The sequence below is a fragment of the Bradyrhizobium sp. USDA 223 genome, from assembly GCF_044909005.1.
GTDB lineage: Bacteria > Pseudomonadota > Alphaproteobacteria > Rhizobiales > Xanthobacteraceae > Bradyrhizobium > Bradyrhizobium yuanmingense.
This window is the reverse complement of sequence record NZ_JBIYDR010000001.1, coordinates 274,316-286,962: the sequence shown is the minus strand read 5'-3', so window position 1 is coordinate 286,962 and position 12,647 is coordinate 274,316. Positions and strand designations below refer to the sequence as shown.

Sequence of the window (12,647 nt, the reverse complement as noted above, 5' to 3'; positions counted from 1 at the left end):
CTCGCTGTTGCTTCCCGGTCAATCTCAGGATGGTACCGGGCCTGATCTTCCCGCAGGAACCGACAGTTCGCATCCCTCCTGCAACCTTCGAGACTTGCATTTTCAGGCTCTCTCGCGGTTACTTTCGCGAAGCTCGTGCCGCGCGATGACGTTTCGCCGAGACGCAAATTGAATTGGCGGCTCTGCCCGATCATGAATAACGTACGGGAAGCTGGTAACGATGAATCGAGCGGTATGTACGTTGATGCTTCCAAAAATTGCGATGACCGCCGTCGCCCGATCGAAGCCCCGCTCCTCCCCATAAACGACAACCGTCCCGTGAGCACCTTGTTGGGGTAAGGTCCTTGCAAGGGCATCAGATCTTAAGCGTAGCGCCTCATATGTAACTTCGTCTGCGCCGTGCCTTAGCGCGCCCCTCTTCGGATCCGATCCTACAAGCCGATCAATGGCCGTGATCGGGCTAACCGGTTGACGTTCCACTGGTTGATCTTCCCTGATTGGTTTTCCGTAGGCACGCGCCCGCGATTCGTCGCCTTCTGCGGCGCTCAAATCAGAACGCCAAAGCTCCTGATTGAGGTGCGCGTTGCGTAGCCACCCCGATTCGCAAGTCATAACGTTTCGTCGTATCCTCTTGTCGTCATTCGGTTCACTTCTGTTTTCTCGATGATCGGCAGGAACGGGGGACGCTAGGACCGCGAGTTCGCTTTGGCACCTACCGAATGTTATAGTCGACCCGCGATCGTCTGCATGGCACCCGCGATCAACGGCTATCGCGGTGGTCTTCGATGAAGCGGAAGCTCATGTCCGGGTTCCGGCGAAGATCGCGATCGACTTTTTTAAATGTCGTGCTCCATGCGCAGCCGTTCGTTCTCCTGGCGCAGGCGGGCGATCTCCGAAGCCTGGTCCGCCGACATCGGCGTCGCCTGCGTGGCGGGGCGCCACGCCGCCGATGTCGGCTCCTGCCGGAGCTTGTCAACCGCGCCGCACCACCGAGTCACGCAAACCGAGTTCCTTGGCAACAGCCCCGATCGAGCGCGCACTCAAAGCCAACTCAATGGCTTGGCGCTTGGTACTCTTCGATAAATGAACGAACGGCGAATCTCGCCGCCCGGCAGATTGTCGAAGTCGAGCAAATAGCTTTTAGGCGCAATGCAGTTGGCCGCCCGCACAGCCAGTACGGTCGGCAGCACCTCGGGTGCCTAAAAGCCTGAATGCTTGTGGAAAGTTCTTTGCGGATCAGCAGGAAAACGAGAGCCCCCACTTGCCTCGGAACTGGCCCGCCGCTACGCTTGAACGTTCGCGGCGAGATAGCCGCCTATAATCCTGTTGGTAGTCGCGATCCCGGCGCAGCAACTCCGAGGCCAGGTCGGCAGCATCCGCCTTCTTCTGGCTGGTGTACGCTTCCGCAGACCTCCAGTTAGTATCCGGCATCGCACCTTTCCCGCACCACAATCTTCAGACGCAGCGAAATGCATCCGATGATTGTGGCTCTTTCCGGTGCTTGCTTATCGTGTGCGCGCCTTGCACGCACTTAATCGATGGAGTGATCAACTTTTGCGATCGCGACGCATTCTGGACCCTGACATCCGCGCTGATCATTGTTTTGGCCAACCGCTACGTAGCAGATCGCGATAACCGTGGCCTGCTAGCCACTTGGCCCGAGCCAGATGACTTTCGAATGTGCGTCGCGCGCGATCCGGTCCAACGGTGGGGTCAAGCCCAAGCACAATTCGCGCGATTTCACGCCAATCTGCCTTCTCCGCATCCGCATCAAGAAGTCGCATGTAGGCAACAACGTGCTCCTTGTCGTATGACGTGACCTCGTCGACGCTGGGCGCCAATTCTGCGATCTTAGGCTCGGCTGGCAATGCCAGAAACTCCTACCCAGCTGAAAAGTCTACCGAAATCAGAGCAACGATAACTAATTTGAGGTCGTTTTGGTACCTACCCAATGGTCGCACGCCAACCTCCTTTTCGCGCTGAGACGGCAATCAAATATCGGCTCACATTGACCTGGTGGCATCCTGCGCTTTCACGTTTTCATCGCAGTGCATACTGGAAGCGATTGCAGATGTGCCCTGTAACTAGGTTGTCCTTGCTGTTCCTTCCTGGCGGAAGGCATGGCGTGGTGGCCGGCCGGTCGCACTCCTGAAAGGCAACAACCAGAATCGGCCAGCTGGAGAATATTCGTTTCCCTTTCGAGCCACAGTTGACATTCGTCCTATCTAATCGCCATCCCGGAAAACCCGCGCAGGTACCTCTGAGCGCTATTTCTTCTCTACCGCTAAGGGCAAGCTATTGCGCCACGAGAACGCCTAGGATTGTCAACGAGAAGACGGCACGCGCTACCGGCGCCTGCATCCCATCGTTGCCAGATTCCTCGAAGCAATTTTGGGGGACAGCAACTCCTCGGAGGGAGCTTATCGTAATAGTCTGGCTATAACCAGTGGTTTCATAATCATCGGAATGGCTGCCTCTGCGCATGAACGCTCGTGCGCTTGTGGCCTGGAATGTGCGCCGGATCCGCGTAGAGCGCGGCATTCCGCAAGAGCAATTAGCCTATGATGCCGGGATCGACCGCTCATACCTGGGGCGCATTGAGCAAAAGAAAGAGAACCCGACAGTTGATCTCCTGGACCGGATCGCCGCGACCTTGGGTATTCACTTGTCCGAATTGTTCACTGAGCCTTCCAAGGGTGCAATGCCCCCCAAGCCGATGTCCAGAGGGCGCAAGCCGGCACGGGTTGGCCGGAACAGGACGTAATTGTTGAGAGAGCCAATACTTCAGCTAACGGTGGGAGGAAGCGAGCCGGAGCGGCCCACGTGCTTCATCGAGTTGCAGCCGACGCTTCCGATCTCCTGCTCCGGCCGATGTCGCCCCAGCAGGGCTCCGCTTAGCGCCCCTAAGCGGCCTGTTTAAGGCCGAGCATTTTCGAAATGACGGCTTGCGCCGCTCGCGTAAACGTACCGACGATCGCTTGAACCCGAGGTTTTCGAAGATCCTGTTTGGAGCTGTGGTCGGTTTGCCGCAGGGTTCGGGTGATCGCAAGGCCCTAACGGAGAAACTCCGCACGGGCATGGAGGGACTTGCTCCCCTGATGCGCAAGAGCATCGGCGCAGATCGGTGCTGACGAACAGGGGATGAACAGTAAGGTACTAAGACCAGGGGACTCATCCTAAGAAAAAGGAACGCCCTGAGCGTCGGGAAGATCGTACCGGAAGCGCCTGCTGCAATCGCGGCGATGAGATTTGCGAGAGACCAGATGATCGTTGATCCACTCCTTTGTTTCCCGGGAACAGCAGATTAGATTCATAAGAGGCTCGGCGGGGCCGCTTGCTGCGTGTGCCTGCACAAGGCACGAATTTCCTCCGTCTGCATAAGCTCAGCGTCGCTCGCGCACAGACCCCTCCTGGGCGACGGAAGCCACGAGCGTGCCGTCGCGCTTAAAGATCAGCCCACGGGCGAGACCACGTCCGCTCTGCGCGCTTGGCGAATCCTTGGCGTAAAGTAGCCAATCGTCGGCACGGAAAGGACGATGAAACCACATCGCATGGTCAAGACTTCCGGACAAGATGTGTCCATCAAACAGTGTGCGCCCGTAGCGGGTCATCACGGCATCTAGCAGCGACAAATCCGAGGCATAGGCCAGTGCGCATATGTGCAGCACTGGATCGTCGGGAAGCTTTTTCGCCGCTTTCATCCACATGTGCAGCCTTCCGTTCTCGATTCTTTGGCCGACATACCTGCCGATCTCAACGGGACGAAGCTCGACCGGACGATCGGGTTCATAGTAGCAGCGCACAATTTCCGGTAGATCGGCATATAGGGGCAGCTTCGACAACTTTTCGGCTGCGAAATGTTCGGGCGCTAACACCGCAGGCATTTTATCCTGGTGTTCGAACGCCCCTTCCTCGCCCTTGTGGAAGGAGAGCATGATCGAAAAAATTGCGCTACCGTGCTGCGTCGCCGTGACGCGCCGTGTCGAATAGCTTTTGCCATCGCGTAGGCGCTCGACCGTGTAGATCAAGGGTACCTGAGGATCCCCGGTGTGGAGGAAGTAGCAATGCAACGAATTCGGCAGCCTGGCTTCGACTGTGCGACATGCTGCAAATATCGCCTGACCGATGATTAGGCCGCCAAATACCCGTTGCTCGCCGACGTTTGGGCTCTTACCGAGAAATGAGTCAACCCCGATTGATTCAAGGTCGAGAATAGCTGCAAGTCCGATCCGACTTTTTTGCATTCAAGAACTCTTAGCGTGTCCAGCGTAGTCGCTGGAGCGGTACGATCATGGGTTTCGGGGGCTTCGAGAGATGAAGCATCCCTGCACCCCGTTTCGGAGTCCGGTGTTCTGACTGCTTCTCCGCCTTCAGCACACCGTACAAGCGACAATTCACATGACGGAACTTTCGACAGCCTCACCGCTTATGACGATCATTAAGGCTGGTGCAATCGGCGTGCCGCTCCGCGCATCACGTGACGAGATGCACAATGAGGACGTTCTTGTCGCGTCAACATTGGTAGCGCTTTGAACGTTTGGTTTCGGACACGTTGTGAAGCAAACAGCTGGGATGCGATTGGCTTACGTAAAATACGATGCGAAGCCCGATTTGAGCTGCTTCCTAGAGACACACGTCGCTGCCGCAACGGCTCAAGGACGTCCTGACCTTCTAGAAAGAAGCGAACGGCGGTTCAAGCCGACTTTTCTCGACCGAGCTGACACAGCACATGGCTGAGTGTCTGCGGTGATGACGAAGCCCTCGATGTACGTGAAGATGTGGCGTTCAGCATCATTGCGGATTGCATATTGGCGGTGATGGACCAGTTCGCCCTTGAGCCTGACGAAGGAGCTTTCCACCGAGTATTGTCGTAGCACGCGGCTCTGCGGCTCGTCTAATGCCGGAAGCCAGCGGCCTACGGCGCTTGGCGCTACCGGTTGAAGTCTCTTGGATGGCGCGATCGGAGTGACGGAGCATCGGACTTTTGTTCTTGATCGCCCATCCTCAATGAGTCGAGCGGCAATTCGGCGCGCATATGCTACAGATCTGCAAGCCTGCCCTTTAGAGAGCTTAAACTGCTTCGCCTGCGCCCCACGCGTCTGCCTCGCTACGAGAACGGCGAAAGGGCCCACCGCGCTGTCTGTTGAAGCGCAAGCGCGCGATCAGCCGGGATGGTCCCCGGATGAAGGCCGCAATTGGAGTGCTCCCCACATCTCAGGTTAGTAAGATTTGCGCTCGGCGGCGGATCTATGCGGACGTTGCCTCCGATCTTTGCATGTCGGCAAGAACCGCTAATAGGCGGCAAACTGGCAGCCGATTAGGTGCGAGGAACGGTCCGCCTCCTGCTCAGTGCAGCACCGTGAGCCCATTCTTGACGACCGTAACCTGACGCTCTCGCACGAAAGCTTCGAACGAGATCGAATTACTGTCCTTCCAAAGATTGATGGTAACAACTTCTCCCGGGAACACCGGCGCCGAAAAGCGGGCGCGGTGACGATGAAAGGCAGACGGATCGTAGTCGGCGTAGGTCTGCAGGACTGCTCTGCAGGTCAACCCATACGTGCACATTCCGTGCAGAATGGGCCTCGGAAACCCGGCCCGACAGGCGAACTCCGGATCACTATGCAAGGGGTTTCGGTCACCAGAAAGACGATAGATAAGGGCCTGGTCAGGTCGGGTAGGGATATCGAGGGATCTATCTGGTGGTCGGCGGGGCACTTGATGTGGCTCGGGCATCCCCTCCGATGGCCCGCCAAAGCCGCCGTCCCCCCTCGCGAAGGTCGATGAAACGATTGTGACGATCTTGTCGCCGCCCCTCTCCCTGACAACAACCTCGTTCTGAATGATCGCTCCTTTCTCCTTACCTTTGTCATAAATTCCCCTCACACGCGCATCCGCAGTCACGTTCGCCGTGACCGGCATTGATTTGTGAAAGGTGATGTCCCGCTCGCCGTCAACAACCATCACACGATTGAGATCAATCACTCCGGGGCGTGCGCCCCAAACGCAGACGGAAGCAAACGTCGGCATCACCTTTAAGGGCTTCGAAGTTGCAAATGCTTCGTTGACAAATTGCAGCTCCTTCTCATTTAGAGGATCTGAGCCCATGCCCACTCCAAGCGCATACAGCAGCACCTCCCTGTCTGTCCAGGAATAGGGAGCCCCACAAGTCTTTAAATTCAGTGCAGCGGGATAGTTGATCGGCATCCGAGCCTTTCTACCGTTGAGACCAAGGTGCCGCCCGGTGCTCAACTTGAATGCGCTTCGTGGGGCGGCGCGCGTACCGAAGGCGCTCCATGTTCGTCGCGCTGGAGCGCGTGCGGCAGATCTCATTGTTGGGGCAGATCATCAAGCCAGCAGGCTGTCGCAACGTGCGGTCGAGAAAAGATCTTACCGATTTTCTCGGGAACTTTATTCTGGTGGTATCGCATATACACGCGACCATCTTGTCCTAAGTCCAATATCTCAATTTTTCCTGTGTAATGGGACATGATATATTTAAATGTCTTCTCAATTCCGCTCAGACGTTGGTTGATGCCGCGCACAATTTCTAGTCCGCGCCCCAGTGCGACTTGGAAGTGCGAGGCGCCCTTCACCGGCCTCGCTTGGAATAAGTAGTAGGGCCGCACTCCGATTTCGTGGCATTTGGCAAATGTCGCGGACAATATCTTGGGATCATCGTTGACTTTGGCGAGAAGCACGGACTGATTAAGAAATTGCACGCCCTGTGCTCGCAAAGCGCGCACTTTGCGCTCCGCGCCGGCTGAAATCTCACCTACGTGATCGAAATGCGCGACGATGATTGGAGATTTACCCGCCTTGTGGATACGCTGGAATAGCGCCGGCAGGGCGGAGTCATCAAAACGCTTTGGCGCATAGGCCAGCATTTTTGTACCAAATCTGATCGACTTCAAATGCTCTATTGGCAGCAGATGGTCGACGATCTTGTTCAGATTGGACGTGCTGAGCACGAACGGGTCACCTCCCGAAAGGAGTACGTTCGTCATCTCAGGATGGCGAGCAATATATTGCGCGACCCGGCCGAAGTCGGGTGCGATTTCATCCGAAACTTTCCCCACAATGCGCTTTCGAAAGCAGTAACGGCAATATGAACCGCAGCGTTCCGTGACCAGTAACAAGCCGGTTTCGGCGTACTTGTGCTGGAGTCCCGGCACGACCGTGTTGTCGTGCTCGCCGCTCGTATCCAAGGTGCCTGAGCTGTCGAACTCTCGGATTGAGGGCTCGACAATGTACTTCAGCTGATCGTAGTACCCGCTCTTGACGATCTGTTCGCGATAGGACTTTGTGACATGATAAGGTGTGATGTTGTTAACTTGCAGTTCACTCTCGCTCACGACGCGAGATTCTTCGATGAACTTTAACTCCTGTGCTCTGCAATCCAGCTGACTAGCTGTGGTTTCCATTGCGCACCTCGCCCGCGCTTATCAGACGCGTTTCAGATTCAATGCGATCTTCCTCGTCTACAATACAGCGCCATTAGTGGATCGATACCTACCGAGTGTGGTGAGGCCCGCAGCGACCTAAGTTGCGGTCAAAGAGCGTGTTCAGATCGAACTGCATTGCAATGGGATGACCCGAATCGGGCGAACCATGACTATATCTTGGCGAGCATGGCCAATAGGAAGGCTCTTCCGATTTAGATGATCTGGGCGGTTTGAGGAGGGCACGGCAAAGCAGCTTTGCCAATCGGGCGCTGCGACGTTCTCCCGACACCGAGATTAGCTCCTGCAACTGCGGCCTCCGATCGCCAAACGTCTGCTTCGCCCGCACAGTGCGTAAGCCGGCAAGTCGATGCTCTCGCGGCTCTACTCCGCCGAGGAGATCCCTCGAGTAAACCGCGCGGGTCAGCGACTGGCATCGTCCTGAAGTCGCTGAGCGCCGGAAAGCGTGGCACAATGCGGAGAATTTTGGTCGCCGGTTGAGTTTCTTTCGATGAGACCTGACGACAACCGTGACAGCCGGCGCTTCGCCCCCGGGCCGGTGTCGGCGCATGCGCCATGGCCATGCGTCGAACGGCCATACTAAGAAGACGACCACGGTCCTTGGGACCTCATCTGCGAAGGGCTTGATTGTGCCTCGTGCTAGACGCGCGGGTCAACCCGAGTGGTTCTCGACCCACGGCCAGGAAACCTTTTGTGCGAGGTGCGCCAGAGCGTCCCGGTGAGTCCTCACAGTTTACGAGCCAGGCGAACGAGGGGGCTACATACCCCATAGCCAAGCGCCGGCGTGTCCCGACTATTTCTGCCGTCCCACAGCTCGGATCTCAATCCGGCCTAGATGACATTCGCAAACCCAAGGACTTTTGCGCGGCAAGGGCGCGCTCACCGTGGTTCTACCAACACGCGGTTGCATCCTCATAACTGAAGTCAGCGCCATCCTAAACTGCGCGAGGCGCACACCTGGAACATTGGTCAATGATCAGGCCCCTGGTGCGCCGGGGCCCGCAGAGTTATTCCGCCGTGCGCGGTCGCTTTCAACTCAAATAGCGCCTCGATCATTGCCACGCTGGATGCGCTCCAGCTTTTCAGCGCCCTAGAACCGATAGACGAGGGCCGCCTCGGATTGTACTCGGCTCCGAGACGAGAATAGCACCGACTGCTGGCGCCTTCTCAGCAATTCTCCGGACAAGAAAGAAGCAGCTTGCCCGCGCCGGTTAGCGGCCCTGAGCACAAGAAGGCCCGGCTCCGGTTGATATGCCGGGCAGCAACTCGGCCGCTGCCGGAGTTGTACGAATTTCGGACCTGCTGATTGCGCTAGGCAGCTTTAGCTCGTGACTTCGGCCGTTTCATATGCGCTACGCTGGCGCCGATTGCACGCTGGTCCATGGCCAAGTAAGGATTGCCGATCTTGTTGAGGGGATACGGCTCTGTCGCGCGATTGTCCCAGATTACGACGTCGCCGGATTCCCATTTCCACCGCCGGCTGTTCCGCGGCGCGACAAGGTAGGATTGCAGCCGTTCGAACAGTTTCTGACTGGGATAGCGCTGCAGGCCTACAAAGTTCTGCACGGAACGACCAAGCGAGAGCATACGTTCGCGGGTTTCAGGATGAACACGAACGATCGGATATGTCGCTTCGTGGATTCCCGTAGATGCGGCTTCCCATGCGCACTTGTTTGCCTCGGTGGCCTGCTCTGCCGCAGTGAGATCAAATGCGGCGTAGCTCACAGCCCAAAGATTATCGGCCAACATCCGCAGGGGATTGGGAAGGTCAAGATAGGCGGCCGCCTTGCTCGACCAAGCGATGTCCGCGCCAAAAGGTGGGATCCCTGCGCCCCACAGCATTGAAATTGCTGGGCGGCCGGCACAGAAGACGACCTCGTTCTCCATTCGCTCGATATAACTGCCGGCGCAGTCAAGCAGCGTCTTCTCGACTGTCAAGCCTCCCCTTGTATCCACCATTGTCGGATTCGGTATCAGCGAGCCGAACCGTAGCAAAAAGCGTTGTTGCTGGGCATCATCGAGATGTCCCTGATCACGGAAGAAGAGAACCTTATGCTCCAGCAGCAACCGGTTGAAGGCTATGAAGACCTCGTCATGCAGGTCATCCGACAATTTGAGGTTCTTGATTTCTGCACCAAGCCGATCCGCGTGTTTGACGATGTCTGCTCGCGAAATGGCGTTATCAACGGTCATTGTGCCACTCATGACGGCGCCTCTCTCTGTGGGTTGCTTCAAACGACCCGTGTTTGATGGTCGTGTCAGGTCGGCGAACACGGCAAGGCCGTCTTGCGGACACTGATCCGAATTGTCTGACCGCGGAGGTCGCCGCGCCGACAATTAGGCGGCTGAAGTCACACACGACCAGCATCTTAGGATCTCACTCCCTTTGAGGGCGGACTCGGCAATGCCGTCCCATCGAAGACACTCGCATATACGGCCACCAGATCGATCTGCCGCCTGATCAACAGTGCAGATCATAGACGCAACACATGTCCAGTCCATGAAACGAAACCAGCTTTCTTTTCGAGCTTGCGTGACGTTCGCTTCGTCTAAGAGCTCGTGCGTGGAATCTCCTCCAACAGCGACTGGATCGCACTCACACCAACCCGGCCTCATCGGAGCGATGAAGATTGAGACTGGTTCGCGGCCTGCGCTTGCGAAAGCGGGCAGAATGGACCGCTTCACGTTATCTACCTATAGGTGTATTATAACTTTATGACTACTTCAACGGGTTCACAATTATTTGTTTGCGACCTCGAGTTGTTTTGATGGCGCGACTTGTTTCGCCGACCGATCTATTGGCTTGCTCTGATGGCTTGGACTAGCGGTAGGGCCGTACAAACCAGTAGCCTGCAACTTCCGATGTAGTTTAAACAACGGGCTCAATCCCTCGATTTTCGAAATTAGCACTCCGCACGAATGTAGGTCGTCCCGGCGATGACCTCCTTTTTGGTTCTGCCCAAAGACGTAAGATTTTCCTTACGGAGTACATGCTGTTTGGCTTCGTGGCAGTTGAGCACACCACCAGAAACAGAGCGCCGACCGCTCAGAATTATCGCTCCTCTGAGACGAAAAGGCGTCTTTGCGTTCTCAGACCGCAAGCCGCAAATTCCGGCCGGCTATTCTTGCCTCACTATGAGCCACACGACATTGAACGCCACGTCGGATTTCAGATCGTAAGCCGGGAGTCCTCTCCTTACGATCGCGGTCTCTTACTCACCTGATAATTTGCGAAGCACGTAAATGACCCCGCACGATCACCCCCACCATAAAGCCCAGCCTGAACTTTGCCGGACGCGGCTCGACGAGCGTTGAACCAGGCAATAAGCGTTGGTCTTTCAGGGGCTGTCGCTGCTCTTGCTCGCAGCCCAGCTGTCTGGAATGGATCCAGCACCGGCGCCGAGACCTTCACATAAAGTCGGACATGCACGTTTTCGTTTCAGCGGCGGCGCAGCGTCCGGAAGCAGCGCAGCCGAGACGCCGTCGAACACGAAGGGGCCTCAAGTAATTTCAAACTCGATCTGGCTTCGATACTGAAGCAGACACGCACTCATGTTCACCAGGACTGAAGCGGGCAGTGGAAGGATCGGCTCGGTGCATACGAATGAACTTACTATTATTGGCTTGTCAGTGTCATAGTTACAGCATTCGCTGGAGGGTGAGCATGCGCCGGCGCAAGGCGCCTGTGAACCCGCCGATAACTCGGGGACACCGGCTTGAGGCGAGCAGTTCGACGATGAGGAAATTTTGACCGGGCAAACTCAATCGCCGGGCGCGAGGCATGGGATGTTAGGTTGTCACCCGGCTCCAGACCTGCGAAAACGTCGCACCAGCCCAAGCTTTTCCACGAGCGCGCCGCCCAATTCCATATAGGCGTATGATCTCAGCGTTCGAACAGCTGCGTCGCATGACGTACCCGCAACTTAGATGAGGATACGTGGATACTCGTTCAGTTGTCGACAATGGGCACACTGAAGCTACATGTCTTTGGCGCAAATACGTGCGAGCATCGACCAATCGCGTGCCTTACACAGCGGCAGGAGCCGGTTGCCTGGACTCGCCGCGGCAGCGCTGATGGTCGTCTTGCGTGTTCTTTGCGCGGCGTTATGTGCGAGCCTTCCCGCCCTCACTCCTGCTCCATCACGGTCCGTGTCAAAGCGCTTCTAGCAAACTTCTTCAGCGGCATCGGCTTGCCGAACAGATAACCCTGGACGAGGTCGAACCCGAGCTCGCTCCACAATCATCAGATCGGCCCCGCTCTCGACCCCTTCCGCGACGGCGTGGGCGCCGTAGCCTTGGGCGAGCTGACTATGTGGAGCGATCTCGGCTAGGAAATCGAGGTCGCGGATCGCCTCAAAGCTGGCGATCTCAATCGTCAACCCACCCAAGGCTTGGATGCATCGGCATCCGGCGGCAGAGATCGCGGACGGCCTGCGGCTTTCTCAGATACGGTGCCGGCAGGTTGACCGATAGATCGACCAGGCTCTGCGGTTCCATAATGCCTATTCTGCAGGGCCCGCTCAATCACGAACTCGGACAAGTCGCAGAAATATGGATGGTGCCCCTCCGGAGGAAATAGGCTGACGGGATCACGCCGCAGGTCGGGTGCGCATTCGCACCATTGCCTCGGCGCCGCGGCAAACCAGAGCGCGCATCGATTTTCGACTGACCAGAGCTCAACCGTCAATCCATGCGAGGGCATCAAGGGACAGATTGCGCAGCTCAACTTGCATACTTCCGATTAAGTAGGTTGGGCCGTCGGTCCTGCGGCATACGCCCGGGTTAGTTGCTGCGCTTGTGCTGGACGCACGTCGGCGAATTCGCGATCGAATTGCCGAGAAGCAAGAGCAATCGCAAGCTCAGTGTACATTCCGCGCTATGGCGCCTTGAATGAGCTACTTGCCCTAATGCCATGACGAGCAGCCACGATCCTTACAAGCTCACGCCGCAGGCCATGGACATGGAACGGATTCCAGCCGTCGTTCAATGATGACAAGAGCAATGCGAGGATGAATGTGACTGGATCTGCACCTTTCATTACCTAAGCCGACCGCAGCAACGAAACTCTAGATCGGCGGGATTAAGCCGCCCGTGATTTCTAGGCTTGATGAAGAAGCGGTTGAGCGGATCATCGGGCGGTACGTTGATAGGCAAGCCGCCATCAAAGCGCTGAATGTAAAACTC

General features: G+C 56.8%; 8 protein-coding genes and 1 pseudogene. 1 reads left to right on the top strand and 8 read right to left on the bottom strand.

Annotated features, from left to right (window positions below):
* Positions 1 to 836 precede the first annotated feature (836 nt).
* The 3 genes from ABIA40_RS01240 to ABIA40_RS01230 all read right to left on the bottom strand — a co-directional run bounded on the left by ABIA40_RS01240 (position 837) and on the right by ABIA40_RS01230 (position 1,841).
* Entirely contained in the window at positions 837 to 998 is a 162-nt protein-coding gene (locus ABIA40_RS01240; protein ID WP_404538356.1) for a hypothetical protein, read from the bottom strand.
* 238 nt (positions 999 to 1,236) lie between these two features.
* Complete coding sequence (locus ABIA40_RS01235; protein WP_404538353.1) at positions 1,237 to 1,431, bottom strand: transcriptional regulator domain-containing protein; 195 nt, start codon at positions 1,429 to 1,431, stop codon at positions 1,237 to 1,239.
* A 164-nt stretch (positions 1,432 to 1,595) separates the two neighbouring features.
* Positions 1,596 to 1,841 carry a DNA -binding domain-containing protein gene (locus ABIA40_RS01230; RefSeq protein WP_404546126.1) on the bottom strand — a complete coding sequence of 82 codons (246 nt, stop codon included), beginning with the start codon at positions 1,839 to 1,841 and terminating at the stop codon, positions 1,596 to 1,598.
* Positions 1,842 to 2,482: 641 nt separating this feature from the next.
* On the opposite strand from ABIA40_RS01230, the gene ABIA40_RS01225 reads away from it, so the two are divergent.
* Positions 2,483 to 2,764, top strand: a complete 282-nt coding sequence (locus tag ABIA40_RS01225) for a helix-turn-helix domain-containing protein (RefSeq protein ID WP_404538351.1) — start codon at positions 2,483 to 2,485, stop codon at positions 2,762 to 2,764.
* A 619-nt stretch (positions 2,765 to 3,383) separates the two neighbouring features.
* Here the strand turns inward: ABIA40_RS01225 and ABIA40_RS01220 are convergent.
* The 5 genes and pseudogenes from ABIA40_RS01220 to ABIA40_RS01200 form a co-directional block, all read right to left on the bottom strand.
* Positions 3,384 to 4,244 carry an acyl-CoA thioesterase gene (locus ABIA40_RS01220; RefSeq protein ID WP_404538348.1) on the bottom strand — a complete coding sequence of 287 codons (861 nt, stop codon included), beginning with the start codon at positions 4,242 to 4,244 and terminating at the stop codon, positions 3,384 to 3,386.
* Between the two features lie 1,102 nt (positions 4,245 to 5,346).
* Positions 5,347 to 6,207, bottom strand: coding sequence for a MaoC/PaaZ C-terminal domain-containing protein (locus ABIA40_RS01215; RefSeq protein WP_404538345.1), 861 nt, complete (start codon positions 6,205 to 6,207; stop codon positions 5,347 to 5,349).
* Positions 6,208 to 6,329: 122 nt separating this feature from the next.
* Positions 6,330 to 7,424, bottom strand: coding sequence for a KamA family radical SAM protein (locus ABIA40_RS01210; protein WP_404538342.1), 1,095 nt, complete (start codon positions 7,422 to 7,424; stop codon positions 6,330 to 6,332).
* 1,350 nt (positions 7,425 to 8,774) lie between these two features.
* Positions 8,775 to 9,656, bottom strand: a complete 882-nt coding sequence (locus ABIA40_RS01205) for a TauD/TfdA dioxygenase family protein (protein WP_404538339.1) — start codon at positions 9,654 to 9,656, stop codon at positions 8,775 to 8,777.
* Positions 9,657 to 11,589: 1,933 nt separating this feature from the next.
* Positions 11,590 to 12,115: pseudogene (locus tag ABIA40_RS01200) on the bottom strand (EAL domain-containing protein); the annotation flags it as partial.
* Positions 12,116 to 12,647: the final 532 nt, after the last annotated feature.

Excerpts from the sequence above, each read along its gene's own strand:
- ABIA40_RS01235 (WP_404538353.1), bottom strand. The coding sequence starts at position 1,431 with ATGCCGGATACTAACTGGAGGTCTGCGGAAGCGTACACCAGCCAGAAG.
- ABIA40_RS01225 (WP_404538351.1), top strand. The coding sequence starts at position 2,483 with ATGAACGCTCGTGCGCTTGTGGCCTGGAATGTGCGCCGGATCCGCGTA.
- ABIA40_RS01220 (WP_404538348.1), bottom strand. The coding sequence starts at position 4,244 with ATGCAAAAAAGTCGGATCGGACTTGCAGCTATTCTCGACCTTGAATCA.
- ABIA40_RS01215 (WP_404538345.1), bottom strand. The coding sequence starts at position 6,207 with ATGCCGATCAACTATCCCGCTGCACTGAATTTAAAGACTTGTGGGGCT.
- ABIA40_RS01210 (WP_404538342.1), bottom strand. The coding sequence starts at position 7,424 with ATGGAAACCACAGCTAGTCAGCTGGATTGCAGAGCACAGGAGTTAAAG.
- ABIA40_RS01205 (WP_404538339.1), bottom strand. The coding sequence starts at position 9,656 with ATGACCGTTGATAACGCCATTTCGCGAGCAGACATCGTCAAACACGCG.